Annotated in this window: 23 protein-coding genes and 1 riboswitch; of the genes, 7 read left to right on the top strand and 16 right to left on the bottom strand. The window is 63.7% G+C overall.

The window, feature by feature from the left end:
- Positions 1-154: 154 nt before the first annotated feature.
- On the bottom strand, positions 155-1,165 hold the full coding sequence (thiB, locus tag LB528_RS14825; protein ID WP_224715344.1) for a thiamine ABC transporter substrate binding subunit: 1,011 nt from the start codon (positions 1,163-1,165) through the stop codon (positions 155-157).
- A 43-nt stretch (positions 1,166-1,208) separates the two neighbouring features.
- Positions 1,209-1,314: riboswitch (TPP riboswitch) on the bottom strand.
- A gap of 138 nt (positions 1,315-1,452) precedes the next feature.
- Here thiB and LB528_RS14820 point away from each other — a divergent pair.
- From LB528_RS14820 to LB528_RS14805, 4 genes are read left to right on the top strand one after another with little or no spacing between them, the layout of a single operon-like run.
- Complete coding sequence (locus tag LB528_RS14820) at positions 1,453-2,097, top strand: thiamine diphosphokinase (protein ID WP_224715343.1); 645 nt, start codon at positions 1,453-1,455, stop codon at positions 2,095-2,097.
- A 1-nt stretch (position 2,098) separates the two neighbouring features.
- The gene (locus tag LB528_RS14815; protein WP_224715342.1) at positions 2,099-3,913 is read left to right on the top strand and encodes an ABC-F family ATP-binding cassette domain-containing protein; all 1,815 of its coding nucleotides are present in this window, start codon (positions 2,099-2,101) and stop codon (positions 3,911-3,913) included.
- Between the two features lie 56 nt (positions 3,914-3,969).
- A complete protein-coding gene (locus LB528_RS14810) occupies positions 3,970-4,212 on the top strand; it encodes a type II toxin-antitoxin system CcdA family antitoxin (RefSeq protein ID WP_224510798.1) in 243 nt (80 codons plus the stop codon).
- The gene (locus tag LB528_RS14805) at positions 4,212-4,511 is read left to right on the top strand and encodes a CcdB family protein (protein ID WP_224510801.1); all 300 of its coding nucleotides are present in this window, start codon (positions 4,212-4,214) and stop codon (positions 4,509-4,511) included. Before LB528_RS14810 ends, LB528_RS14805 begins: the two co-directional genes overlap by 1 nt.
- A gap of 24 nt (positions 4,512-4,535) precedes the next feature.
- On the opposite strand, the gene LB528_RS14800 is transcribed toward LB528_RS14805, so the two are convergent.
- Both LB528_RS14800 and LB528_RS14795 read right to left on the bottom strand, forming a co-directional pair.
- Positions 4,536-6,356, bottom strand: coding sequence for a hypothetical protein (locus LB528_RS14800; protein WP_224510803.1), 1,821 nt, complete (start codon positions 6,354-6,356; stop codon positions 4,536-4,538).
- A gap of 69 nt (positions 6,357-6,425) precedes the next feature.
- Positions 6,426-7,724 carry an adenylosuccinate synthase gene (locus LB528_RS14795; protein ID WP_224715341.1) on the bottom strand — a complete coding sequence of 433 codons (1,299 nt, stop codon included), beginning with the start codon at positions 7,722-7,724 and terminating at the stop codon, positions 6,426-6,428.
- A 247-nt stretch (positions 7,725-7,971) separates the two neighbouring features.
- Between LB528_RS14795 and LB528_RS14790 the strand changes: the two genes are divergently transcribed.
- Entirely contained in the window at positions 7,972-8,871 is a 900-nt protein-coding gene (locus tag LB528_RS14790; protein WP_224510807.1) for a DMT family transporter, read from the top strand.
- Between the two features lie 102 nt (positions 8,872-8,973).
- Here the strand turns inward: LB528_RS14790 and serA are convergent, their stop codons facing one another.
- The 5 genes from serA to glmM form a co-directional block, all read right to left on the bottom strand.
- Positions 8,974-10,575, bottom strand: coding sequence for a phosphoglycerate dehydrogenase (serA, locus tag LB528_RS14785; protein WP_224510809.1), 1,602 nt, complete (start codon positions 10,573-10,575; stop codon positions 8,974-8,976).
- 64 nt (positions 10,576-10,639) lie between these two features.
- Complete coding sequence (locus LB528_RS14780; protein WP_224715340.1) at positions 10,640-11,815, bottom strand: phosphoserine transaminase; 1,176 nt, start codon at positions 11,813-11,815, stop codon at positions 10,640-10,642.
- Positions 11,816-12,009: 194 nt separating this feature from the next.
- Positions 12,010-12,783 carry an outer membrane protein gene (locus LB528_RS14775; protein WP_224715339.1) on the bottom strand — a complete coding sequence of 258 codons (774 nt, stop codon included), beginning with the start codon at positions 12,781-12,783 and terminating at the stop codon, positions 12,010-12,012.
- Positions 12,784-12,985: 202 nt separating this feature from the next.
- Entirely contained in the window at positions 12,986-13,801 is an 816-nt protein-coding gene (locus tag LB528_RS14770; RefSeq protein WP_224715338.1) for an outer membrane protein, read from the bottom strand.
- Between the two features lie 218 nt (positions 13,802-14,019).
- On the bottom strand, positions 14,020-15,372 hold the full coding sequence (gene glmM, locus LB528_RS14765) for a phosphoglucosamine mutase (protein WP_224715337.1): 1,353 nt from the start codon (positions 15,370-15,372) through the stop codon (positions 14,020-14,022).
- Positions 15,373-15,693: 321 nt separating this feature from the next.
- Between glmM and LB528_RS14760 the strand changes: the two genes are divergently transcribed.
- Positions 15,694-16,554 (top strand): hypothetical protein, encoded by an 861-nt coding sequence (locus LB528_RS14760; RefSeq protein WP_224510820.1) that lies wholly within the window; start codon positions 15,694-15,696, stop codon positions 16,552-16,554.
- Between the two features lie 240 nt (positions 16,555-16,794).
- Positions 16,795-17,253, top strand: a complete 459-nt coding sequence (locus tag LB528_RS14755; protein ID WP_224510821.1) for a hypothetical protein — start codon at positions 16,795-16,797, stop codon at positions 17,251-17,253.
- Between the two features lie 200 nt (positions 17,254-17,453).
- On the opposite strand, the gene ftsH is transcribed toward LB528_RS14755, so the two are convergent.
- The 8 genes from ftsH to tolQ form a co-directional block, all read right to left on the bottom strand.
- On the bottom strand, positions 17,454-19,388 hold the full coding sequence (gene ftsH, locus LB528_RS14750; protein ID WP_224510823.1) for an ATP-dependent zinc metalloprotease FtsH: 1,935 nt from the start codon (positions 19,386-19,388) through the stop codon (positions 17,454-17,456).
- Entirely contained in the window at positions 19,389-20,867 is a 1,479-nt protein-coding gene (tilS, locus tag LB528_RS14745) for a tRNA lysidine(34) synthetase TilS (RefSeq protein ID WP_411962178.1), read from the bottom strand.
- Complete coding sequence (gene ybgF, locus LB528_RS14740; protein ID WP_224715336.1) at positions 20,861-22,027, bottom strand: tol-pal system protein YbgF; 1,167 nt, start codon at positions 22,025-22,027, stop codon at positions 20,861-20,863. The genes tilS and ybgF overlap by 7 nt, the downstream gene beginning before the upstream one ends.
- A 206-nt stretch (positions 22,028-22,233) precedes the next feature.
- Positions 22,234-22,740: a peptidoglycan-associated lipoprotein Pal gene (gene pal, locus LB528_RS14735; RefSeq protein ID WP_224715335.1), complete on the bottom strand. Its 507-nt coding sequence runs from the start codon at positions 22,738-22,740 to the stop codon at positions 22,234-22,236.
- Between the two features lie 249 nt (positions 22,741-22,989).
- Complete coding sequence (gene tolB / locus LB528_RS14730) at positions 22,990-24,303, bottom strand: Tol-Pal system beta propeller repeat protein TolB (protein WP_224510829.1); 1,314 nt, start codon at positions 24,301-24,303, stop codon at positions 22,990-22,992.
- Positions 24,304-24,342: 39 nt separating this feature from the next.
- A complete protein-coding gene (locus tag LB528_RS14725) occupies positions 24,343-25,497 on the bottom strand; it encodes an energy transducer TonB (protein ID WP_224715334.1) in 1,155 nt (384 codons plus the stop codon).
- Positions 25,498-25,504: 7 nt separating this feature from the next.
- Positions 25,505-25,966 (bottom strand): protein TolR, encoded by a 462-nt coding sequence (gene tolR / locus LB528_RS14720; protein ID WP_411962176.1) that lies wholly within the window; start codon positions 25,964-25,966, stop codon positions 25,505-25,507.
- 9 nt (positions 25,967-25,975) lie between these two features.
- On the bottom strand, positions 25,976-26,686 hold the full coding sequence (gene tolQ, locus LB528_RS14715; RefSeq protein ID WP_224510837.1) for a protein TolQ: 711 nt from the start codon (positions 26,684-26,686) through the stop codon (positions 25,976-25,978).
- Positions 26,687-26,942 lie beyond the last annotated feature (256 nt).

The raw sequence follows: 26,942 nt of genomic DNA, 5'->3' as shown, positions 1-26,942 counted from the left end.
TCAGCCTTCGCGTTAGCTTTCGCCAATCGCCAAGGTTGCAGTATTGAGCGGGGCGCCGAAACCGCCAATCTCCCCCCTAGAGGGGGAGATGTCCGGCAGGACAGAGGGGGGCGCCGTAGAGCAATCATCTTGGACGGATAATGGCCACGACCACCTACTTGCTCATCACCGCCAGCCACTCATCCACCCACGCCTTGCGGTTGGCGGCCACGTCCTCGGGGCTGAACAGCAAGGTCTTGGCCGGCTTGACCAGCTTGTCGAAAGCCGGGTTGAGCGGCTTGTCGGTTTTGCCGGCCGGGAACATCCAGTTGGTTTCCGGAATGACGTCCTGGAATTTCGGTCCGGTCATGAAGGCGATGAATTTCTGCGCCAGGGGGTTCTTCGCGCCGGTCGTCGTGATGCCGGCAACCTCGATCTGCAGGTATTCGCCCTCTTCGAAGGAAGCCGCCTGATAGCGCTCCGTGTTCTCGGCCACCATGTGATAGGCCGGCGAGGTGGTGTAGGAGAGCACCATCGGCGCCTCGCCCTTGGTGAACAGGCCATAGGCTTCGCTCCAGCCCGGCGTCACCGTCAAGACCTTCGGCTTGAGCTTGGCCCAGGCTTGCGGCGCCTTGTCGCCATAGACCGACTTCACCCACAAGAGCAGGCCCAGCCCGGGCGTCGAGGTGCGCGGATCCTGGATGACGATCTTGTCCGTGCCGCTACCCTCGACCAGCTCCCTCAGGCTCTTCGGCGGCGTCTTCAGCTTCTGCGTGTCATAGACGACGGCGAAATAGCCATAGTCGAAAGGAACGAAAGTGTCGTCCTTCCAGCCGCCGGGCACGTCGATGCCGGAGACTTCGCCATGCGGCGCGAACAGGCCGCTCGCCTTGGCGTCGGCGGTGAGATTGGTGTCGAGGCCGAGCACGATATCGGCCTTGGTGCCGGCGCCTTCGAGCTTGACGCGGTTGAGGAGCGCGACGCCGTCTGCCACCGAGACGAATTCGAGATCGCAGCCGCATTCGGCCTCGAATTCCTTCTTCACCGCCGGGCCGGGACCCCAATCGGCGGTGAAGCTTTCATAAGTATAGACGGTGAGCTTGTCCTCTGCCTCGGCAGGCGCGATGCCCATCAGAAGCGAAACAAGACCGGTTGCGAGAACAAGCTGGGACAATAGCGAGCGCATCGGCGCCTCCTTCGTTCATGTGACAAGGAATTGAGGCGCCGGATGGTCCGAAACGTCTAATCCCTCCGCCGGTACAAACCGGATCAGGTTCAGCGGGTTGGCTTGATTGCCTCTCAGCCGGATCACGTCCGGCACCCCGTTAGAGCGTTTCGACAGATAGGCCCGGCCGAAGCGCCGCGCAAGTGGAAGTTTGCCGGGCAGATAATCTACCGGGGCGGCGGACTCGCAACCGAAGCGCGGGCTGTCCGGCTTCCGTTTCGCGGGCAGGGCTGGTAAGGGCGACGCCCATGGGCACATTCACCATCCTGCTTGGCGGCGAGCTTATCCGCACACCCCGGCTCGAACGTCAGATCGAAGGCTCGCGCGTTATCGCCGCCGATGCCGGTATCGGCCATGCCCGCATGCTTGCTCTGATGCCGGAGCTTTGGGTCGGTGATTTCGATTCCGTGCCGGCGAACCTGCCGGAAGATCTCGCCGCGGTGCCCCAAAAAGTCTTCCCCACCGAGAAGGACATGACCGATGGCGAACTCGCCATAGCGGAAGCGCTCCAGCGCGGCGCCACCAGCCTCGTTCTGGCCGGCGCCTTTGGCGGCAAGCGCGCCGACCACGCTTTCCTGCATCTGGCGCTGGCCGTGCGGCTGGCCGAGGCGGGTACGACGGTGCTGCTGACCAGCGGCGCGCAGGAAGGCGTTCCCGTTTTGCCGGGCAGCGCCGCCTTCGACTATGCGGACGGCACCTTGTTTTCGGTGCTCGGTTTCTCGGAACTCGCCGGGCTCACGGTCACCGGCGCCAAATGGCCGCTCGACCGCGTCGAGGTGGCGTTCGGCTCCTCGCTCACTATATCAAACGAGGTCAAAGGGCAGCTTGGCATCGCGCTTGAGCGCGGCCGGGCGCTGCTTCTGGCCCACCCCTATCCTCTTCCAGAAAGCTGAAATGGCGCCGCCACTCCTCAATCTCGACGGCATTAAACTGACTTTCGGTGGCACGCCGCTGCTCGACGGCGCGGCGCTCAGCGCATCCGCCGGCGAGAAGATCGCGCTGGTCGGACGCAACGGCTCGGGCAAGTCGACGCTGCTCAAGATCGCCGCCGGCATGATCGAGCCGCAGGACGGCGAGGTCTTCAGGCAGCCCTCGGCGACGGTCCGTTATCTGCCGCAACTGCCCGACATGGACGGCTTCGCCACCGTGCGCGCCTATGTCGAGGCTGGCCTCGGCCCGGCCGACGATCCGCATCGCGCCACCTATCTGATGGAGCATCTCGGCCTCAGCGGCGAGGAACGGCCGAGCGACCTTTCGGGCGGCGAGGCGCGCCGCGCGGCGCTGGCCCGCGTCATGGCGCCTGAGCCCGACATCCTTTTGCTCGATGAGCCCACCAACCATCTCGACCTTTCGGTGATTGAATGGCTGGAAGAGGAGCTTGCCCGCACCTCTTCCGCCGTCATCCTGATTTCGCACGACCGCCGCTTTCTCGAGCGCGTCTCGCGCGCCACCGTCTGGCTCGATCGCGGCCAGACGCGGCGGCTGGACAAGGGCTTTGCCCATTTCGAGGAATGGCGCGACCAGGTGCTGGAAGAGGAAGAGCGCGACCAGCACAAACTCGGCCGGCAGATCGTGCGCGAGGAGCACTGGCTGCGCTATGGCGTGACCGCCCGGCGCAAGCGCAATATGCGCCGCCTGGGCGAATTGCAGACCATGCGCCAGCGCTTCCGCAGCCATCGCGGCGCCGAGGGCACCGCCACCATGGTGGCAAGCGATGCCGCCGAATCCGGCAAGCTCGTGATCGAGGCCAAGGCCATCGACAAGAGCTTTGGCGACCTCACCGTGGTCAAGGGTTTTTCGACCCGCATCCAGCGCGGCGACCGCGTCGGCCTGGTTGGCCCGAACGGCGCCGGCAAGACGACGCTTCTGAAGATGCTGACCGGCGAGTTGGCGCCGGACGCCGGCACCGTGCGCCTTGGCGTCAATTTAGAGATCGCGACGCTCGACCAGAAACGCGAAGCGGTCGACCCGCAGGAGACGCTGGCGCATTACCTGACCGACGGGCGCGGCGAGAACCTGCTGGTCAATGGCGAGCAGCGCCACGTCGTCTCCTACATGAAGGATTTCCTGTTCAAGCCGGAGCAGGCCCGCACGCCGGTGCGCGAGCTTTCCGGCGGCGAGCGCGCGCGGCTGCTGCTGGCGCGCGTGCTGGCGCGGCCGGCGAACTTGCTGGTGCTCGACGAGCCGACCAACGACCTCGACATGGAAACGCTGGAACTGCTGCAGGAACTGGTCGCGGGCTTTGCCGGAACGGTGATCCTGGTCAGCCACGACCGCGATTTCCTCGACCGCACCGTCACCAGCGTGATCGCACCGGAGGGCAACGGCCGCTGGATCGAATATGCCGGCGGCTATTCCGACATGCTGGCGCAGCGCGGCGGCTCCCGGCTGGAGGACCGGAAGGCAAGGTCGAAGGCCGAGGCCGCCGAGGCTTCGCCGAAAGCCGAACAACCAGCGTCCAAGAGCCCTGCGAAAAAGCTCTCCTTCAAGCAGAAATTTGCGCTGGATTCCCTGCCAAAGAAGATCGAAGCGGTGACGGCCTCGATCTCGCGACTGGAGAACAACATCGCCGATCCGTCCTTCTACGAGCGCGACCCGGTCTCGTTCCAGAAGACCATCGCCGCGCTCGACAAGGAGCGCACAACGCTTGCCGCGCTCGAGGAAGAGTGGCTGGAACTGGAGATGCTGCGCGAAGAGATGGAGGGGTAGGCTTGCCCGCACCTCTATATACGCTTATCTTATGCGCATAGAACAGGGAGGCTGCCGTGCTCCAATCAACCGCGAAATCGCAACGCAAATCGGTAAACACCTCGATCGATTCGAGATTGATCGAGGAGGCCAAGGCATTGGGTATCAATATGTCCCGCGCTGCCGAGCAAGGAATCGCCAAGGCAATTTCTGCCGAGAAGACCCGTCGCTGGCAGGAGGAGAACAAGGAAGCGCTCGAAAGCTCTAACGAATACGTCAAGCGTAACGGTCTGCCTTTAGCCAAGTACCGGCTGTTTTGATGGCCCGCTACGATTTCTACCGAAGCACGGGAAGCGACGGCTATCTCCTCGATGTCCAGTCCGACATACTTGAACACCTCGATACCAATGTCGTCGTTCCCCTTCTGCCCCCCAATATCGCACCGCTGCCGGCACGCAGGCTGAACCCGATCTTCAGGATCGACGGCAACGAACACATTATGGTCACTCAGTTCATTTCGGCTGTGACCGCTTCCGAATTGCGGGCGGCGGAAGGAAACCTTGCCAGGCATCATGACGAGATCGTCGCCGCTCTCGACATGCTTTTTCAGGGATTTTGAGCAGCGGCGCCATTGCGTCGCCGCTCACCCGGAAGTCTTCGCAGCCCAGGCCTTCAGCGCCTCGTCGAACACTTTCTCGCCCGGGATGCCCTTCTCCATGGTGAGCAGCGCCCGGCGTCCGGTCTTGTAGACCACCGGAACATCGATCCAGTCCTGGCCCCTCAGCAGCGTCAGATTGGCGTCTTCGTCGGCCTTGGTGTCGTTGAGCGCGACGAGGAAGAAACCGTCGGCGATCTTGGCCGGAATGCCGATCAGCGGGCTGCCGGCATCCTGCTCGGAGCTCTTCATGGCGATGCGCAGGATGTTGTCGACGCCGCCGCCGTCAAATCCTTCCGGCGTCAGGAAGATCATCTCGACGATGTGGCTGGCCGGAAGCGTCTGGTCGGTGTTGCGCCGGATCGTCATGCGCAGCTGGATATTCTTGCCCGGGATCGTCGCCTCGGCGCGGATCGCCGGCTCCGGCGGCAGGTCGCCGCCGGGCGATTCCTGCACCAGCGACCAGACGATGCTGCCGGGCTCGGCCGTGCCCTGCTGGGTGCTGGTGCGCTCCTCATAGAAAATCGCCTTCTGCCCGACCGGCACGGTCGCCGCGGCCGTTGCCGGCGCGGGCGGCGTCGTGCCTGCGGCCGGCGGCGTTGCGCCAGCCGCGGGCGGCGTTGCTCCAGCCGTGGGCGGCGTGGCGCCAGCCGCGGACGGTGTGGTTCCGGCCACCGGCGGCGTCGGATTGGCCGCGTTGGTCGCCGGCGCCGCCGGCGTTGCTCCCGCGGCAGGCGCCGCGGGTGTTTGCGCGGCCGCCGCAGGCGGGGTCGCCGCCGGCGCCGTTGCGGCCGCGGGCGGCGGCCGCGACGTCAGCGCCGCGACGGACTCACCTTCGCCGATCGTGGGCTGTCCGCCGGCGGAGCCGGGATCGGTCTCCTTGCCCTCGGGTGTCAGGCGTTGCGTGAACTTGGTCGTCTCGGCTGGCTCGCTGCTAGCCGCCGGGGCCGGCGCCGCGGCCGTCTCGGTGGCGGGCTTGGCCGGAGCCGGCTTCGCCAGCGGCTCGGTCGAAACCGTCTTGCTGCCGCCGCCAACGCCGAACAGCGAGCCGAACGCATTTTTGTTCAGCCATATACCGTAGCCGCCGCCCGCCAGCACCAGGAGCGCGATGACGGCGGCGATCAAGCCGCCATAGCCGCGCTTGCGCTCCCGCGGCTGTGGCCGTAGGCGCTGGAAGGTGTCGGCCGCCGGCTGCTCGTCATTGGCAAAGACGTCGCCGCCATCATCGGCATCGTCCAAGCCCGCCAGGCCGACATCGTCTTCACGCGGCGACGGCATCGGCGGTGGCGGGGCTTTCTGCCACGCGGGCTCCGCTTTTGGTGCGGCCTGCAAACTTGGCTCCGTCCTTGCCGTGTTCTGCCACGCTGGCTCGGCCTTCGCAGCGTTTTGCGGCGCGGGCTCCGCCTTCGGCGCGCTTTGCCAGCTCGGTTCCGTCCTGGCGGGCGGGGCCGCCGGCTTGAACGGTTCGGATTTGAACGGATCCGGCTTGGCAGGCGCCGGCGCCTCCGGCTGGCGGGAGTGGTACGGCTGATTCTTGTTACGGTCGATGGAGGAGAAGATATGCTCCAGCTCCGCCAGCGGATCCTCGGCCGGAACGCGTTTGACATAGTCGCGCTCGACGCTGGAGATGGCGTCTTCTAGCGAGCGCTTCTGCTTGCTGACGACATCGGGCGCAAGCGGCGGGGAATATTCAGCGAGCTTCTTCGCCAGCACCGCGCGGGCACCGTCGTATATCTGTTTGCGCACCTCGAACGAAGGATCCACCTTCTTGTCGAGCTGCTTTTTCAGAACACTAACGAAATCTGCCATGCGTCAAGTGACCTGCATTCTTTTCCCGCCGGCCGCAAATCAGCCATAGCGCCGGGAAGGGCTGTGAAACTAGTCTTGAAACGGGTCGGTCACAAGTATTGTGTCGTCCCGCTCGGGGCTGGTGGAGAGCAGCGCCACCGGGGCGCCGATCAGCTCCTCGATATGGCGGACATATTTGACCGCTTGCGCCGGCAAATCGTTCCAGCTTCTGGCGCCGGCCGTGGTTCCCTTCCAGCCTTCGAGCGTCTCGTAGATGGGCTCGACACGCGCTTGCGCGCCCTGGCTGGCCGGCAGGTAATCGATCGTCTCGCCATCGAGCCTGTAGCCCGTGCAGACCTTGATCTGGTCCAGCCCGTCGAGCACGTCGAGCTTGGTGAGCGCGATGCCCTTGATGCCGTTGACGGCGACGGCCTGGCGCACCAGCAAGGCGTCGAACCAGCCGCAGCGGCGCTTGCGTCCGGTGACGACGCCGAATTCGTGGCCGCGTGTGCCGAGGAACTCGCCGATCTCGTTCTTCTGTTCCGTCGGGAACGGCCCCTCACCGACGCGCGTCGTATAGGCCTTGGTGATGCCGAGCACATAGCCGATGACGCCGGGGCCGACGCCGGAACCGGCAGCGGCTTGCCCCGCGACCGTATTGGACGAGGTGACGAAGGGATAGGTGCCGTGGTCGATATCGAGCAGCGTGCCCTGCGCACCCTCGAACAGGATGCGCTCGCCGGCGCGACGCCTGTCGTCGAGCACTTTCCAGACGCGGTCCATGTAAGGGAGGATTTCGGCGGCCACCGAAGTCAGCTCCTGCATGATCGCCTCATGCGTCGCTTCCGGATGGCCGAGCCCGCGGCGCAGCGCGTTGTGGTGCGTCAGCAGCCTGTCGACCTTCAAGGGGAGCGTTTCCAAATCCGCCAAATCCATCACCCGCACCGCGCGCCGGCCCACCTTGTCCTCGTAAGCGGGGCCGATGCCGCGGCGGGTCGTGCCAATCTTGGTTCCGGAATTCGAGGCGGCGTCTTCGCGGAATCCGTCCAGCTCCCGGTGCAGCGACAGGATAAGCGCGGTGTTTTCGGCTATTTTCAGGCGCTCCGGCGTGACCTCCACGCCCTGTTCCTTGAGCTTCTTGGCTTCGGCGACGAAGGCATGCGGATCGAACACCACGCCATTGCCGATGATCGAAAGCTTGCCCTGCCTGACCACGCCTGATGGCAGCAGCGACAGCTTGTAGACCTTGCCGTCGACGACCAGCGTATGGCCGGCATTGTGGCCACCCTGGAAGCGCACGACCACATCGGCCCGTTCCGACAGCCAGTCGACGATCTTGCCCTTGCCTTCGTCACCCCACTGCGAGCCGACGACCACCACATTGGCCATGTTCTTTTCCCTTGAAATGCCGCGCGGGCGGCCTGAAAACGACAGGCCTCTATAGCGTCAAGCGCCCGCCGGCGCGACCCTTTCTTTGCCGTCGAAACCATCCTGGAGCATGATCCCCGAACCGAAGGTCGGCGAACGTCAATTTGATCCAGGCACAACAAAATCCGGCTTTCGCATCATTTACTTGTCGCCGCTGCCGCACTAGGCCGGCCTGAACCCTCGAATATGCTGCAGGGCCGGATCCTCCATGCACAGAGCCGCCTACCTGTTCCTCCTGTCGACCACGCTCTTGTGGGGCGGCAATTCGGTGGCGGGCAAGCTTGCCGTCGGCCATGTCTCGCCAATGACGCTGGTGTTCCTGCGCTGGGTCATGGCCGTGCTGATCCTGCTTCCCATCGGCTGGCGGACACTGCGCGAGGATTGGCCCGAAGTGCGCAGCCACTGGAAGCTGCTTGCCGGCCTCGGCGCTTGCGGCTTCACCATCTTCAACGTCATCTTCTACACCGCGCTTAACTACACGACCGCCATCAATGTCTCGATCGAACAGGCAGCCATCCCGATCGTCATCATCCTTGCCAATTTCGTGCTGTTCAGGCTGCGCGTGCGACCTCTGCAGATCGCCGGCGTCGTGCTCACGATCATCGGCGTCGCGCTGACTGCCAGCCATGGCGATCTCGGCCAGTTGCTGAAGCTCGACCTCAACTTCGGCGATGCCATCATGCTTGTCGCGGTGCTTTGCTACAGCCTCTATTCGGTGGGGCTGCGCCTCAAGCCGGCAATCCGCTGGCAAAGTTTCATGCTGGCGCTGTCGATCGCCGCGCTGCTGACGTCAGTACCCTTCTTCATCTGGGAGATCGCGGCCGGCCACGTCATCGTGCCGGATGCGCGTGGATGGGCGCTCACGCTCTATACGGCGCTCGGCGCGTCGGTTGTCTCGCAGGTTCTCTATATCAAGGGCAACGAATTGATCGGTGCCAACCGTGCCGGCCTGTTCATCAACCTGGTGCCGATCTTCGGAACGCTGCTTTCGGTGCTGATCGTCGGCGAGCAGTTTCAGGCCTATCAGGCTTTCGCGCTGGCGCTTGTCCTGGGCGGCATTGCGCTTGCCGAATACAGCGGCAGCCGAGCAGCGCTGCAGGCAGGATGATGTCTCAAATCATGCGCCAGACGGCCATCGGGTGACGGCTATGCCGTCGACGCCCCGCCTGCTGCAGACGGGGCGTTTTGATGTCGGGCGCTGGAGGATCGGCTACTCGCCGCCGACGTCGAAGCGCAGCCGCTTAGCCGAATCGATCGCCTTGTGCGCGCGCACCTGCTCCAGCACTTTTTCCGGGAAGGGCGCATCGAGATAGAGCAGCGCGATCGCATCGCCGCCCGGGCGGTTGCGGCCGAGCTGGAAGTTGGCGATGTTGACGCCGTTCTCGCCGCACACCGTGCCGAGCAGGCCGATGATGCCCGGCGCGTCGGCATTGGTCGTGTAGAGCATGTGCTGGCCGACTTCGGCGTCGAGATTGATGCCCTTGATCTGGATGAAGCGCGGCTTGCCATCGGAGAAGCAGGTGCCCGCGATCGAGCGCGTCCTGTGTTCGGTCTTGACGGTGAGCTTGATGTAGCCGTCGAACACGCCCGACTTGTCGCGCTTGACCTCGGCAACGATGATGCCGCGCTCCTTCACCATGATTGGCGCCGACACCATGTTGACGTCGGAAACCTGCGGACGGATGAGACCGGCAAGGGCAGCGCTTACCAGCGCGCGCGTGTTCATTGTCGCGGTCGAGCCGTCGAACAGGATCTCGACCTCCTTGATCGGATCCTCGGTGACCTGGCCGACAAAGGCGCCGAGCACTTCGGCAAGCTTGACGAAGGGCTTGAGCCGCGGCGCTTCCTCGGCCGTGATCGAAGGCATGTTGATGGCATTGGAGACCGCGCCCTTGATGAGGTAGTCGCTCATCTGCTCGGCGACCTGCAAAGCGACATTCTCCTGCGCCTCGGTGGTCGAGGCGCCGAGATGCGGGGTCGCCACGACATTCTCCATGCCGAACAGCGGGTTGTTCTCCGCCGGCTCGACCTCGAAGACGTCGACGCCGGCGCCCGCCACCTTGCCGCTTTTCAGCGCCGCGACGAGGTCGGCCTCGACGACCAGCCCGCCGCGGGCGCAATTGATGATGCGCACGCCGTTCTTCATCTTGGCGATCGCCGCCGCGTCGATGATGTTGCGCGTCTTGTCGGTCAGCGGCGTATGCAGCGTGATGAAGTCGGCGCGGTGAAAGAGCTCATCGAGCTCGACCTTCTCGACGCCGAGTTCCTCGGCGCGGCTGTCCGACAGGAACGGGTCGAAGGCAATCACATGCATCTTCAGGCCGACGCCGCGCGTGGCGACGATCGAGCCGATATTGCCGCAGCCGATCACGCCCAGCGTCTTGCCGGTGATCTCGACACCCATGAAGCGGTTCTTCTCCCACTTGCCGGCATGGGTCGAGGCATTGGCTTCCGGGATCTGCCGCGCCAGCGCGAAGATCATCGCGACCGCATGCTCGGCCGTGGTGATCGAATTGCCGAAGGGCGTGTTCATCACGATGATGCCCTTGCGGCTGGCGGCCGGGATATCGACATTGTCGACGCCGATACCGGCGCGGCCGACGACCTTGAGCCTGCCGGCGGCATTGATCAGCTTCTCGGTGACCTTGGTCGCCGAGCGGATGGCGAGGCCGTCATATTGGCCGATCACCTCGATCAGCTTTTCCTTGTCCTTGCCGAGATCGGGCAGATAGTCGACGTCGATGCCGCGATCCTTGAAGATCTGCACGGCGGTGGTGGAAAGTTTATCCGAAACGAGAACGCGGGGCGCCATTGCGGCCTCCTTGACGTGGGAATGGATGTGTCGGGAAATGGCGGCCCACTGGCCGCCATGAAACTCAGGCCGCTGCCTTGAGCGACGCCTTCTGCGCGGCGAAGGCCCAGTCGAGCCAGGGCATCAGCGCTTCGAGATCGGAAGTCTCGACGGTTGCGCCGCACCAGATGCGCAGGCCGGGCGGGGCATCGCGATAGGAGCCGATGTCGTAAGCGACGCCTTCCTTATCGAGCGAAGACACGATCCCCTTGGCGAAAGCCGCCTGGCCGTCGGCATCGAGCGCCGCCACTTGCGCGTCGGTGAAGGAGAGGCACACAGACGTATTCGAGCGCGTCGCCGGATCGACGGCGAGATGGCCGAGCCACAGCGACTTCTCAACAAACCGGTCGAGCACCGCGGCATTGGCGTCCGCGCGGGCGATCAAAGCCTCCAGGCCGCCGATCGACGTAGCCCACCGAAGAGCATCGAGATAATCCTCCACGCACAGCATCGACGGCGTGTTGATGGTCTCGCCCTTGAAGATGCCCTCGATCAGCTTGCCGCCCGAAGTGAGGCGGAAGATTTTCGGCAGCGGCCAGGCCGGCTTGTAGGTCTCCAGCCGCTCGACGGCGCGGGGCGACAGGATCAGCATGCCATGTGCGCCCTCGCCGCCCAAAACCTTCTGCCAGGAGAAGGTGACGACATCGAGCTTTTCGAAATCGAGCCGCTGCGCGAAGGCGGCCGAGGTTGCGTCGCAGATAGTCAGCCCCTTGCGGTCCGCGGGAATGAAATCGCCGTTCGGCACGCGCACGCCCGAGGTCGTGCCGTTCCAGGTGAAGACAACGTCGCGGTCGAAATCGACCTGCGCCAGGTCGGGCAGCTTGCCGTAGCCGGCCTCGAACTTGCGCACATCGGCGAGCTTGAGCTGCTTGACGACATCGGTCACCCAGCCGGAGCCGAAGCTCTCCCAGGCGACCATGTCGACGCCGCGCTCGCCAAGCAGCGACCAGAGCGCCATCTCGACAGCGCCCGTGTCCGACGCCGGCACGATGCCGATGCGGTAGCCGGCGGGAACCTTGAGGATGTCGCGCGTCTGCTCGATCGCCTGTTCGAGCTTCGCCTTGCCGATCTTGGCGCGGTGCGAGCGCCCGAGCGCGGCGGCTTTCAGCGCCTCGGCCGACCAGCCAGGGCGTTTTGCGCAGGGACCTGAGGAGAAATTGGGATTTGCCGGACGGAGTCCGGGCTTGGTAAGCGTCGTCATCGTGGTCTATCCTTCCAGATAGTGGCCCCTCGTTGGGGAGGGGTGGCCCACGGACGGCGATATGCGCTCAGCCTTTCGGCGTCAAGGGGAAAGTTTTTGTCGCTGACGGGATATTCGTTCCGACTGATGCCCGAGCCGAAAGAAATACGGCGGGCCTTCAGGACCCGCCGCCGAAACCTCTCCGGCTGCATCGCTCACCAGAGATCGTAACGCAGCCCGAGCTTGACCTGATGATTGCTGATGCCTTTGTGGACAGGGAAGGAGGTAAGGCTTGCGGCGGTAACGTATTCCGCATCGGGGGCGGAGAAATACTGATACCCCAGGTCGACGAGCACGTTCTTGGATACCTGGTATGCAAGGCCAGCATTCAACGTATAGGCGAGAGAGTACCGAGATTTATTATCCTCGACGGTGAAGTTATTGGCGGAGTCATTGATATCGGTGTAACTGGCCGAAAGCTTGCGCGTGCTGCGAACAACGCCGATGCCGGCGCCGACATAAGGCGTGATGCCTACATATGTGCCAAGATCGACATAGCCGTTGAGTATGCCTGAGATCGCATAGTTCTTCAGGTTTCCGAACCCCACGGCCGACGGCGTCGCGGTCCCTGTATCATCATAGCTGAAGCTGGCTTTGTTGCCGGGCAGATAGCCGAGGTTGAGATCGGCGCGAAGGTAATCATTGAAGTGATATCCGAAGCCGATGCTCGCGAAGTAGGCGTCCTGGCTCTCGCTGAAGCTTTCGTTGTTGATCGTTGACGGGAAGGTGAAATCTCCGTTTTTGAAGCTCTTCCGCGCGAGATAGGAAACATCGCCGCGCAGGTACCAGCCCGAGCCGATCTCGACCGGCTGATAGTCCGGCGCCTGGTCGACATAGATCGGCGGATCGTAGTCTGCCGCCAGCGCCGGCGTCATCGGCAACAGGATGATTGCGGCAAGCGCTGACGCGATACGCGATCTGGATATCATGGTCCCCGGCTCCTGAAATTGGCGCCGGCCGCGAACGCGGGCGCCGTTTCAAGGAGCCATTGTTAACCACAGTGGTTAAGTGGCGGTTAAGGATAACAGTCGGTTACCGAATTGATTTCGATCAACATTTATCGGCGACGCATAAACGAAAGCCGCCCGGCTGGCGCCGGGCGGCTGACGAATTTCGGGATAATGAAGGCGATTACTTAGTGTAGATCGGTTCCGGTTCCGGCTGATAGGCGACCACCGGTGCGGCGCAGCCATTGTTGCCGCTGAACTGGTAGCGCAGGCCGCCGCGCACCTCATGCGTGTTTATGCCATGATCGAAACCCGGCCCGGAGCTGGTCGAATCGAACTCGAACATGCGGCCGCCCTGGATGTGGGTGAAGCGATAGCCTGCATCGAGGACCACCCTGTCGGTCAGGCAGTAAGAAGCACCTGCCATGAGAGCGTAGGCGAAGCGCCAGTTGGATGACCCCGGATTGGTCTCGGTGGTGTTCGGATCGTGGACCGTGTCCCACTTGATGTGCGCGCCGCCGATGCCGGCGCCGACATAAGGCGTGATGCCGTGCCAGGTGCCGATATCGACATAGGCGTTGGCGAGCAGCAGCAGGGCGCTCATCCTCGACACTTCGGTTGATGTCGTAGTGAGGTCCGAGGTCTGGCCGTTGAAGTTCGACTTGAACCAATAGTCGGCAGTCAGATCGGTACGGAAGTAGTCGTTGACCTTGTAGCCGACACCGCCGCCTAGCGAGAAGCCACCCTTCAGCTTGCCGAAATCGAAATCGTTGGTGCCGGGCGGTGGTCCGTAGGTAATGTAGTCGATGCCACGCAAAGTCGACTTGTGATAGTCAATGTCGCCACGGATATACCAGCCGCCGACATCAATCGGCTGCTGTTCGACTACCGGCGGCGGAGCTTCTTCGATTTGCGGTTCCGCGAGGTCGGCGGCGAGAGCCGGTCCGGCTATCCCCGCGAACAGCGCGGCAAGCAATGCCATTCTTGCTGTCTTGAACATTCTGTCACCCCTAAGAAGCCTCGGGACGACTCCCGCCCGAAGATGATTGACCTCGGGTTTGGATAATGAATTGCAAAGGTTAAAAGCCGTTTAACCGTACCGATTAACCACCACTCTATACAATTTTAGAGGGAAAGCCGTTGTCCCAATGGCCCCCCGGCAACGAAAAAGCCCGCCAGGCGGCGGGCTTCCGGATCTAGGAAAACTGCGCGACCGGCTCAGGCGGCGCTGCGGGTTTCCTGGAGGATGTCGACGATGTCGTTGACGACCGCTTCGACCAGTTGCGGATCGTCGCCCTCGGCCATGACGCGGATGAGCGGCTCGGTGCCCGAGGGCCGGATGACGAGGCGGCCGGACGTGCCGAGCCGGTTGCGTCCTTCCTCGATCGCCGCCTTGACCGACGCCTCCTCCAACGGCTTGCCGCCGGAGATGCGGACATTCTTCAGAAGCTGCGGCACCGGCTCGAATTTCTTCGACAGCTCGCTGACCGGGCGGTTCTGCCGTTTGATGCAGGCCAGCACCTGCAAGGCGGAGACCAGGCCATCGCCGGTGGTCGAGAAATCGGAAAGCACGATGTGGCCCGACTGCTCGCCGCCGACATTTAGGCCATGTGCGCGCATATGCTCGACCACATAGCGGTCGCCGACCTTGGTGCGATGGAGCTGCAGCTTCATGTCGCCGAGGAAGCGCTCCAGGCCGAGATTGGACATCACGGTGGAGACGACGCCGCCACCGGCCAGCCGTCCGCTCTGGTGCCAGGATTCGGCGATCAGCGCCATGATCTGGTCGCCGTCGACGATCGCTCCGTTCTCGTCGACGATGACGACGCGGTCGGCGTCGCCGTCGAGCGCGATGCCGATGTCGGCGCGCACCTCGTGCACCTTCTTCTGCAGGCCGGCCGGATGGGTCGAGCCGCACTCCTTGTTGATGTTGAAGCCGTTCGGCTCGACATTGATCGCCACCACCTCGGCGCCGAGTTCCCACAGCGCCTCGGGCGCCACCTTGTAAGACGCGCCATTCGCGCAGTCGACGACGATCCTCAGGCCCGAAAGCGACATTGAGCGCGGCAGCGTGCGCTTGGCGAATTCGATATAGCGGTCATGCACGCCGTCGACGCGCTTGGCGCGGCCGAGCCCGTCGGAATCGGCGAGCGCCAGATCGATTTCCTTGTCGAGCATGCTCTCGATGCGCTCCTCGATCTCGTCGGAAAGCTTGTAGCCGTCGGGACCGAACAGCTTGATGCCGTTGTCGTAGTAAGGATTGTGCGAGGCCGAGATCATCACGCCGATGTCGGCGCGCAGCGAGCGCACCAGCATGGCGACCGCCGGTGTCGGAATAGGACCGAGCAGGAACACGTCCATGCCGGCTGCGCACAGGCCTGCGACCATGGCATTCTCGATCATGTAGCCGGAAAGCCGTGTGTCCTTGCCGAGCACGACGCGGTGACGATGATTGCCGCGCTGGAACGAGAGCCCGGCGGCCATGCCGACGCGCATGGCGACCTCTGCCGTCATCGGAAATTTGTTGGCGCGACCGCGGATACCGTCTGTGCCGAAATACTGTCCTGCCATGTGCCTTACAGTCCCCGTCGGTTTTTCAGCCGCCCGTATTGCCACAATTGAGCCGCATCCGATCATCAAATTTCGTGATTGTATATTACCAATCCTTAGAAAAACATTGTCGCGGGCGGCGCAAGTGCCCGCGCGAGGCATTTCAATGTCCTATCCACCGGCAAACTTTGGCTGGCACCACGCCGGCAAGCAATTCATACCTTATCAGGAGCAACACACTTTGTGAGCGTACCGATGCGGAAGCATCTGGCGCAACCGGGCATTGAGAGCTATTGATTTGGCATAGGGACACTTATTGGCGGCAGCAAGGGAGAAAACGCCATGCTTATTCATAGACTTGCAGCTTTGACGGGTATCGCCGTCGCAACCTTGTTCCTGGCGGCGCCCGCCAACGCGCTGACCATGGCCGAGTGCAGCACCAAGTATAACGCGGCCAAGGATGCGGGAACGCTCGCCGGTCAGACCTGGAACCAGTTCCGCAAGGCGCAGTGCGGCAGCGATGCTTCCGCCGCGAGCGACACCAAGGCGGCGACCGACGCCAAGACGGCGACCGATACGAAGGCCGCCGACACGAAGAAGGCAAAGACGGCCGCCGCTGCCGACGACGCAGCCAAGGGCTTGAGCGCCAAGGAGTGCAGCACCAAATACCAGGCCGCAAAATCCGCCGGCACGCTCAACGGTATGAAGTGGAACGACTTCCGCAAGGCCGAGTGCGGCCCTGGCGCAACCGCCGCGGCTGCCACCGCCCCCGCCACCAAAACCGCCACGACGACCAAGACCTCGACCGCCGCTGCCGATGGCGGCAAGGGCCTGACCATGGCCGAATGCAGCACCAAGTACCAGGCTGCGAAGACCGCCAACAAGCTGAACGGCATGAAGTGGAACGACTTCCGCAAGGCCGAATGCGGCGCAGGTGCCGACGATGACGACACCGTGCCGGCTCCGACTGAGGCGACTTTCACGAAGGAACCGGCCAAGCCGACTGTGACCGCTCCGAAGGGCGTCACTTTCCCGGCCGCCATCTCGCCGAAATTCGCCAACGAGACCCCGGCCAAGGCCCGCATGCACACCTGCCTCGAGCAGTACTATGCCAACAAGGATGCCAACACGCTGAACGGCCTGAAGTGGATCCAGAAGGGCGGCGGCTTCTATAGCCTGTGCAACGCCAAGCTGAAGAGCTGATCGCCTAATTATTCGAAGGGAAAATGCCCGCGCGTCACAAGATGCGCGGGCTTTTTGTTGCAGGCGAAGACGCCCGCGGCCTGCTCGCATCTGCATATGGCGGGACTGTCGGCATCGCCGATTTGCCCACACTGCCCACCGCCAGGCTTGTCGGGAGCTCGCAAAGATTCCGGTTGAACACATAGGGAACAAACAGTATACAAAAAGATTTCGAACCTATCATCAATCAGGAGGATCTCAATGTTCAATTTGAAATTGGCGGCGTTGGCTATGACGGCATTGGTCGCTTGGAACGCCTCACCTGCGAGCGCGCTGACGATGAAGGAATGCAGCGAGACCTATCGGGCGGCCAAGGAAGGCGGCACTCTGAACGGCATGGACTGGGCCGCTTTCCGCAAGGAGAAATGCGCGACGTCCGCCGCGGAGAGCGTCAGCGCGGATCCGGTCACATCCGCGGAGCAGCAGAAAACCGAAACCAGCGCTGCGGTCGCCCCCACGGTAGCGCCGGCGGGCGTGACATTCCCAACCACCCTCGCCGCCGAGTTCAAGACCGAAAAGCCCGCTAAGGCCCGGATGAAGACCTGCCTGCAGGGTTACCACGACAACAAGGAGGCGGGTACGTTGAACGGCCTTCGCTGGATCCAGAAGGGCGGCGGTTACTACAGCCTCTGCAATGCGCGGCTGAAAGCTGAATCATAAAAATCAAATACGGCGGATAAAGCGGTTCACCGTTTTTCCCGCAGACGTTGAGCCATCATCCTCGGGGGCATCTGGGGATTTGCTGTTGGGCGATATCTACGCGCCAGGACGAGGCAAGCCTTGCCTTGTCTCCAATGCCCAAACAAAAACGCCGCGGAGCAAGCCGCGGCGTTTCTCGATCGGTCTTTCGCGCACCAACCTCAGCTTGACGGCTGGGGTTCCATGCCGCCTTCGGGCTCGGGGCCTTTCTTGCGGCGGCCGCCCGTACCGGCCTTCGGCACGGCCGAGCCGCGGCTGGGCGGCGTGTCGTCGCCAAGGTCGCGGGCGGGCTTGTGCCCGGCGATCAGCTGCTTGATCTCTTCGCCGGACAGCGTCTCATACTCAAGCAACCCTTCGGCAAGCGCGATCCAGTCCTTCTTCTTCTTGGTGAGCACCGACTTCGCCGTCGAATAGGCGTCGTCGATCAGCCGCCGAACCTCGGCGTCGATGATCTGCGCCGTCTCTTCCGAGATGTTCTGCTGGCGCGCCACCGAATGGCCGAGGAAGACCTCTTCCTGGTTGTCGCCATAGGCGACATGGCCAAGCTTGTCGGAGAAGCCCCAGCGCGTGACCATGGCGCGCGCCAGCTTGGTCGCCTGCTCGATGTCGGAGGAGGCGCCCGACGTGATGTTCTCCTTGCCGAACTTGAACTCCTCGGCGACGCGGCCGCCCATCATGATCGCCAGCCTGGAGATCATGTATTTGTAGCTCATCGAATAGCGGTCGCCTTCGGGCAGCTGCATGACCATGCCGAGCGCGCGGCCGCGCGGGATGATGGTCGCCTTGTGCAGCGGATCGGCCGTCGGCACGTTGAGCGCCAGGATGGCGTGGCCCGCCTCGTGATAGGCGGTCAGCTCCTTCTCGGCCTGGGTCATCGCCGACGAGCGGCGCTCGGCGCCCATCATGATCTTGTCCTTGGCGTCCTCGAACTCGGCCATGGTGACGAGCCGCTTGTTGCGGCGCGCCGCCATCAGCGCGGATTCGTTGACGAGGTTCATCAGATCGGCGCCGGAGAAGCCGGGCGTGCCGCGCGCGATCACCTTGAGATCGACATTGGGCGCCAGCGGCACGTTGCGCACATGCACCTTGAGGATCTTCTCGCGGCCGACGATGTCGGGGTTCGGCACCACGACCTGGCGGTCGAAACGGCCGGGCCTCAGCAGCGCCGGATCGAGCACGTCGGGCCGGTTGGTGGCGGCGATCAGGATGATCGACTCGTTGGATTCGAAGCCGTCCATCTCGACCAGCAGCTGGTTCAGCGTCTGCTCGCGCTCGTCATTGCCGCCGCCGAGGCCGGCGCCGCGATGGCGGCCGACGGCGTCGATTTCGTCGATGAAGATGATGCAGGGCGCGTTCTTCTTGGCTTGGTCGAACATGTCGCGCACGCGGCTCGCGCCGACGCCGACGAACATCTCGACGAAATCCGAGCCGGAAATGGTGAAGAACGGCACATTGGCCTCACCCGCGACCGAGCGGGCAAGCAGCGTCTTGCCGGTGCCAGGCGGGCCAACCAAGAGCACGCCGCGCGGGATCTTGCCGCCGAGACGCTGGAACTTCTGCGGATCGCGCAGGAACTCGACGATCTCTTCCAGATCTTCCTTGGCCTCGTCGACGCCGGCGACATCCTGGAAGGTGACGCGGCCATGCGCCTCCGTCAGAAGCTTGGCCTTCGACTTGCCGAAGCCCATCGCTCTTCCGGAACCGGATTGCATCTGGCGCATGAAGAATATCCACACGCCCAGGATCAGGATCATCGGCAGCCACGAGATCAGGTAGCCGAACAGCGAATTGGAGCCGTCGGTCTCGGGCTTGGCGGTGATGGTGACGTTCTTGTCCTGCAGCCTGGAGACAAGCGACGGGTCGCCAGGCGAATAGGTCTGGAAGCCGTTGGCGTTATCGGTGTAGTTGCCGAAGATGCGGGCGCCAGCGATGGTCACGCTCTTGACCCGGCCGGAGGCGACATCCTGCAGGAACTGCGAATAGGCGATATCCGTCGTGGCACCGCGCGTCTGGGGCGTCTGGAACAGATTGAACAGGGCGATGAGCAGGACCGCTATGATCGCCCAGAGCGCGAGGTTGCGATAATTCGGATTCATCTATTGTCCCGTTGGGGCCCGCCTGCGGGCCCGCGATAATGGAGAAGCTCGGCCTAACATAGGGAGAGCGTCTCCCCTTGCCAAGCAGAACAGCACGTGTCGGTTAAGCTTTCGCCACCCTCGCCCACCATCATGGCCGTGGAATGGCGGCGCCGGCAACGGTGGCGCACCCATAAGCGCCGCGCTGGCGGCGGCTGGCTCAATGTCGAAGGACGGCAGGAAGCGCGCGAAAGGAGCCAGCGCCGGAACGGCCGCGATCGGCTGCAGGCCCGCATTGCCGCCCGCAAACCCAAGGCATACGCCGCCGGACCACAACGAAGGCTCCGCGGCCAGCGCTGCGCGTGAGAGGCTTTGTGGAACATCCTCGCTCAGGGACGCTTGCCTGGCTGCGGCGGACCCCAGCGGCGCGATCACCAAATCGCCCGGCCCGTCTTTGAAAGTGATGCGGCAGCGGCTGTCCCAGAGCCGGTTGTCCACCGGCGGCATGGGGGCGGGCAGGTTGCGGTTTTCGCGGCGAAGGAAAATGCCGGTTCGGCGCGCGTCGACCACCGTCCGCGACAATGTAGCGCAAAGCGACCCCAACCGCAGACGCGAGAGCAGCTTAGCGCAGCGCGCCTCATTGGCGAGGAACGACATGCCGCCGACGGCGGCCAAAAGGATGCGCAACGCATAGATGGCCGCCTCGCCATCCTCATGCCCGGCGAAATCGCGATCAAGGCGGATGAGGCCCGGACTTGGTCTGTCGGCAAAGGCGTCTATGAGCATGGCGGCGCGGCGACCGATGTCCTGGCGCGCGAAAGCCGCCTGCTGCGACCGCGCCAGCGCTTCCTTGATGCGCCGTTCGCCGTCGCCCTGCGCGAGCTTCGCCCGCACGCGCGGCCGCTCGAAGCGGGCATCGACATTGGTCGGATCCTCGATCCAGCCGATGTCGCGAGCCTGCAGCATCTCGCGCAGCGCCGCGCGCCTTGTACCGAGCAGCGGCCGGACGATCCATGTCCGCCAGTCGTGCAGCGTAGCGGGCGCCATGCCGGCGAGGCCGCGGCCGTCATCGTCGCGCGCCTGCCGCATCAGCACGGTCTCGGCCTGGTCGTCCGCGGTGTGGCCGGTCAGGATCAGCTTGATGCCTTCGGCGCCGGCGGCTTCCGCAAGCAGCCTGTAGCGCGCCTCGCGCGCGGCGGCCGGCAGCCCGGTCGCAGGCTTGTCGCCGTGCCAGGAGAGAATGCGATGCGCGATGCCGCGCTCGGCGCAGAAATTGGCAACCTGCCGCGCCTCGATGGCCGAGTCCGGCCTTAAGCCGTGATCGATCGTCACCGCAAGCAGCCTGGCGCCCGATGCGGTCCGGTCGAAGTGATCCTTGAGAAGAAGAAGAAGGGCGGTCGAGTCGCTGCCGCCGGATACGGCTGCAACGGCGCCGCTCGAAAAGTCTAGGTCTGAGAAAAGGCCGTGTGAAAAATCAGCTTTGGTATCGGGCGTCAGCACGCCGCCAGTGCCTTTTCCTGCTTGATGCGTTCCTTGAGCGTGCCCGAAACGTCGGGATAGCGCTTGCCGATCTCGTTGAACGTGGCGCAGGCGACGTCGTTCTGCTTCAGGCCCACCAGCGAAACGCCGAGCTTGAGCAGCATGTCGGGCGCCTTCTTGGCCTTCGGATAGTCCTTGCTGGCGGCGAGGAAGACTTCCGCCGCGTCGCGGTATTTCTGCTGACCGAGCAGCGACTCGCCCAGCCAGTAATGCGCATCCGCCGCCTTGGCGTCCTTGGGGAAGCGCGAAATATGGTCGCGAAAACCCTGCTCGGCGGTCGGGTAATCGCCCGACAGGATGAACTGGTAGGAATTGCGGTAGAGCTCGTCCGGATTGTTGGTCGACGGCAGGGCCGCGACTTCGGTGCCGCCGGCTTTGTTCTTCCTGGCCGGGGTCTCGGCGGAAGGAGCGCTTGCCGTGGCCGCCGGAGCTTGCGCCGGCGCGCTGGCGTGCGGATCGGTCTCGGCGTTGACGACGTTGCCGTTCTTGTCGACGGTGATGGTGCCGAAATCCTTCGGCGGCGCGCCGGTGATCAGCTTGCCGGGATCGCCGGTTTGCGATTCCACGATGACATCGCCGACCGTCTTGCCGCCGCCATTTTGCCCGCCGGTGCCGGCCGGCGCCTGCCTCGCCGGAGCTTGGGCGACGCTGTTGTCGGTTCCGGCGTCGCCGGTGCCGGAAGCCCCTGTGCCGGCATCGCCGAGATTGGTGGTGCCGCCGTTGCTATTTCCGTCCTGGGGCTGGGCCTCCGACTTCTTCTGTCCGGCCGGCTTGGCGCCGCTTGGCGAGCCGCCCTCGAGCTGCTGGAAGCGGAACTCGTTGTCTTCTTGCTGCTTGCGGATCTGTTCCTGCATCTGCAGGATCTGGAAATTCATCTCCTCGATCTTGCCGTTCAGCTGGCGCAGTTGGTCTTCCAGACCGGTCATGCCAGCGCTGCTATCCTGCGCGATCTGGGCCTGCTCCGGGTTCTTCTTGTCCCCGAAGACGCCGAGTGTCGGCAGATGGAAGGTGAATCCGCCGTCGGAAGCCTGCCCGGCGCGGTCGGCCGGCGCTGCAAGGCTTGGAAGGCTTGATACGAGCAGCAGCGCAAGCGTGCCGCTCAGGACCGTTCTGAAGTGCATTCTGTCTCTCGCGGTGGGTGTTGGCCTGATGCGCCTTTCCAAATCAAACAAGGGGAGGAAGCGCCCTCGCGCTCATAGCAGGACGCGAGACTTCGGCCAAATTTTGTTTCGGTTTGTCGCAAATGAAAAAGGCGGCCCCGAGGCCGCCTTTCATGTTCGGGATGTTGTATTTTTGTCGCCCGCGTCGACGCCGCAGGACCTGGCTCTTAGGAGCCGGCGCCGGAAAGCGTGGTGACGGCGCGGCGGTTCTGCGACCAGCAGGAGATGTCGTCGCAAACCGCGACCGGACGCTCCTTGCCGTAGGAGATCGTCTTCAGGCGGCCGGCGGAGACGCCCTTGGAGACCAGGAAGTCGCGCGTGGCGGCGGCGCGGCGGGCGCCCAGCGCCAGATTGTACTCACGCGTGCCGCGCTCGTCGGCATGGCCTTCGATGACGATCGCGTACTGGCGATACTGGTTGAGCCACTGCGCCTGACGCGACAGCGTGGTCTGCGCATCGGCGCGGATCGACGAGGAATCGGTGTCGAAGAAGATGCGGTCGCCGATATTGACGGTGAAGTCCTGGGCCGAACCGGGGGTGGCTGCGCCGGCGCCGTTGAGGCCGAGATCCGCCGCGCTGTTCGGGGTCTTCTTCGAGGCGCAACCGGTGATGGCGAGAGCCGCCACCAGCGCAATCATCGCCGGGTTTCTGGTAAGTGCTGCGATACGGCTCATGCCGCCTCTCCTTCGCATATGAGTGATTTCGTTGATCACCCAGTAACCACGTTTGGGTTAACCGGCATTCAAGAAACACGGTTAATGTTTGGTTTCGAGCCGCCCTCCGCGGCCGTTTGCGCCCCACGCATTTACCAAGGCGAGGTTGCGCGCGGACCGTAGGCAGAAATGCGGCCAAAACGCGACCAAGGTGAAAAGCGGGATTTTGAGCCGCCCCGCTTTCGTCAGTTCTTCAACTCCTCAGTTCCCCTACTCGAGAAGCGGCGACCAAGCCGGATCGGAAGCGTAGTTCGCCGTCGGAATCTGCTGCTCGTTGCGGCCGGTCAGATCGACCGAGACCAGCTTGGGTCCGCCCGCGGAATCGCGGAAGAACATCAAGACGCGGCCGTTCGGCGCCCAGGTCGGCCCCTCCTGCTGGAAGCCCGAGGACAGGATGCGCTCGCCCGAGCCGTCCGTCTTCATGACGCCGATCTGGAATTCGCCGCCGCTCTGCTTGGTGAAGGCGATGAGGTCGCCGCGCGGCGACCAGACCGGCGTCGAATAGACGCCGTCGCCGAAGGAGATGCGGTGCGGGTTGGACCCGTCCGCGCCCATGACATAGATCTGCGAGCGGCCGCTGCCGCCGCCGCGGTCGGAGGTGAAGACGATTTGCGAGCCGTCCGGTGAATACGAGGGTGAGGTGTCGATCGCGGTCGAGTCGGTCAGCCGCGTCGTCGAGCGGCTCCTCAGGTCCATGGCGAAGATGTTGGAGTTGCCGTCGTCGCGCAGCAGGCTCATGATCACCTTCTGGCCGTCGGGCGAAAAGCGCGGCGCGAACGTCATGCCCGGGAAATTGCCGACCAGCTCGCGCTGGCCGGTCTCGATCTGCAGCAGATAGACCTTCGGCTGTCCGCTTTCATAGGACATATAGGTGATTTCCTGCCGGTTAGGCGAGAAACGCGGCGTCAGCACAATCGAGCGGCCGTCCGACAGATAGCGCACATTGGCGCCGTCCTGGTCCATGATGGCGAGGCGCTTCTTGCGCGCGTTCTTCGCCCCGGATTCGTCGACGAAAACGACGCGCGTATCGAAGTAGCCTTTTTCGCCGGTGATCTTTTCATAGATCGCATCGGCGATGATGTGCGCGACACGGCGTTGATTGGCGTCATTGGCGAAAAACTGCTCGCCGGCCAGCTGCTGGTTGCCGAAAATATCCCACAGGCGGTACTGAGCGCGGATGCGGCCATCCGCCTCCTTGCTCACGCTGCCGGTGACCAGCGCCTGCGCGTTGATGACCTTCCAGTCGTCAAAACGGGGCGTGGCATCCGGATTGGTGATCTTTTCGACAAAGGCGGCCTTGTCGATCGGCGCGAACAGTCCTGATCGTTTCAGGTCGGCTGCGACGATCTCCGATATCTGCGGGCCAAGCCCTCCCTGGAAGTCAGGGATGGCGATTGGCATCGGCTCGACATTGCCTTTGTTGACGTTCAGCTCGAGAGTTGCCTGGGCAGGCAAGGTGGCGACAGAACTTATGCCCATCGCCATCGCGGCGATCATCAGGAGCGGCTTGAGGATGGATTTCATGTCTTCTCGCTTCTCTTGCTGATTTTTTGGACGCTCAGGCTAGAGGCCAAGCATCGCTCTCGGATCGAAGTTGACGCGAATGTCAGACCAGATGTCTTGCTTTCCGGCGGGAACCTGCAGTCCGGCGACATCGCATTTCTGCACGGCGCGAATCGCGCTGGCGTCGAATTGGGGGTTGCCGCTGGACTTCTCCACCGTCGGGCGTCCCTCCAGCTTGCCGGAGGCATTCAGGTTGAAACGGATCACCACGGTGAAGTTCTCGGAGCCTTCGAGGCCCACCGGAAGGGTCCAGCAACCACCGAGCTGATCCTCCAGCGCCCCTTGCTCCGACCTGGAGAGTTTCTGGCCCTGATCCTTCTCGCCACCAAGCGAGGCCTGCTGGGTCGAGCGCTTGGCGCCGCCGCCGGATGGCTTCTGCTTGTCGAGCAGAGCCGTTATCTCGTCGGCGTTGAACTGCTTCTCGTCCGATTTCTTCTTGGAAGACGCTTCCTTCACCGGCTTTTCCGCGTCCTTGCGATCCGGCGCCTTGGCGCTCTCGGCCTGGGCTGGCTGCGGCTTCGGCCGCGCTTCCGGCGCCGGCGCCGAATCCGGAAGCTTTGCCTCTTCCGCCGGCTGATCCTGCGAGATCGCCTCGGCCACCGCGTCGGGCTTGACCTCTTCCTTCTGGATGGCCGCGGTCTTGTCCGGCTGTGGCGCGGGCGTCGGTTCCTTGGCAGGCGTCGGCTTCGGCTCCGTCTGCTTGACCGGCTCGGGCTTGACTTCTTCCTTAGGCGTCGGCGTCGGCGCGACTTCCGTCGCAGGCGTCGGCTTCGGCTTCTCCTGCGGCTTCGGCACGTCCTCGACCGCGGGCTTCTCGGTCGGCGTCGGCGCGGGCGGCGGCGCCGCCGTCTTGTCGACCGGCTTCGGCTTGGCTTCGTCCGTCACTGGCTTGTCGGTGTCGACGGTGTTCTCCCCAACCTTCTGGGCATTGGGAACGACATCCGGGCGCTTCGTCGGAACAGGCGCCGGCTTGTCATGCATGACCGCCTTCTTGTCGCCCTGCAGCGTCTGTGCCACGGCTTCCATCGGCACGATGTCGACTGCCACCGACTCCACGTCGGAGGCGGGCATGGCCGGCGGCGACGACAGCGTGAACAGCCCGAAAGCCAGCGCCACCGCATGCAAGATCACCGAAGAGGTGAGACCGGTCCGCATTTGGCGTCTACTGATCCTGTTCCTGCAGCGAGACCAGGCCGATATTCTTGTAGCCGGCTGCCGAAATGCGGGCCATGACTTTCATCGCCGTGCCGTAATCCGTCGACTTGTCGCCGCGGATGAAGATGCGTTCGTCGTAACCGGTCTTCGAGATCGCCTGCAGCTTGGCTATCAGTTCCTCGATCGGGATTTCGGTTTCCTGCAGATAGATCTGGCCGGCAGCGTTGATCGACACGGTGATCGGCTGGGTCTCGACATTCATCGCCTTGGCCTGCGTGTCCGGCAGGTCGATCGGAACGCCGACGGTGAGCAGAGGCGCCGCGACCATGAAGATGATCAACAGCACCAGCATCACGTCGACCATCGGCGTGACGTTGATTTCCGACATCAGGGCATGGTGACGGCCACGCCGCCTATGGCCGCGTCCGCCCCGCCCCGAGCCACTTGCGCCTGCAGCAGACATCCCCATGATCGATCCTCAGCCCTTCTGCGCTACTTTTTCATCGATTTGGCGCGAGAGTATGGCGGAGAACTCGTCCGCGAACCCTTCCATGCGCATGCCGAGCTTGTTCGCGTCCGATGACAGCTTGTTGTAGGCGATGACCGCGGGAATGGCCGCGAGCAGGCCGATCGCGGTGGCGAGCAGCGCCTCTGCGATGCCGGGCGCCACAACCGAAAGGCTGGTGTTCTTCGAGGCGGCGATCGCCTGGAACGAGGTCATGATGCCGATGACGGTGCCGAACAGCCCGATGAACGGTGCGGCCGAGCCGGTGGTGGCGAGGAAGCCGAGCCGACCCTCCAGCTTCTCCATCTCGCGCGTCAGCGCCAGGTCCATCGCTTTGTCGATGCGGGTCTGCAGCGCCAGCGCCGATTTCGCGCCCTTTTCGAAACTCTTCTTCCATTCGCGCATGGCGGCGACGAAGATCGCGCCCATGCCGGTGGTCTTGCGATCGGCCAGCGTGCGGTAGAGCTCCTCCAGCGACTGGCCCGACCAGAACACCTGCTCGAAGCGGTTGAGCGCCAGCCGCATGCGGCCATAGGCGACGAGCTTGTCGATGATGATCGCCCAGGTCCAGATTGAGGCGCAAAGCAGGCCGATCATGACCAGCTTGACCACCCAGCCGGCCTGCATGAACAGGGCCCAGATCGACAGATGCGCGCCCGGATCGGCGAGTGCGATGTTTTCCATGACTTAAGTCCTTAAGGTTTTCCGGGCATCGCTGGCGGCTGGCCCATGGGCATTCCTTTGGTCCGATCGCGCGAAGCTTGAAGCTTGCGGGATAAGCCCCGAATGCACCGTTTCGCGGCCTTTTCGAGGCAAATATTGGTGAAAGGAAGGCACACGAATTGCGCCAATCTTCACCAATTCCTTCATGAACCGTTATGGTTAAGGATGGGTTAGGACGTAAGGCGCGGCGCATTGCCGCGCATGATCTCGGCCAGAA

Source organism: Mesorhizobium sp. CA4 (assembly GCF_020165075.1).
Taxonomy (GTDB): domain Bacteria; phylum Pseudomonadota; class Alphaproteobacteria; order Rhizobiales; family Rhizobiaceae; genus Mesorhizobium.
Note: the sequence above shows the minus strand (reverse complement) of the source record. Positions and strands in the feature narration are given on the sequence as shown.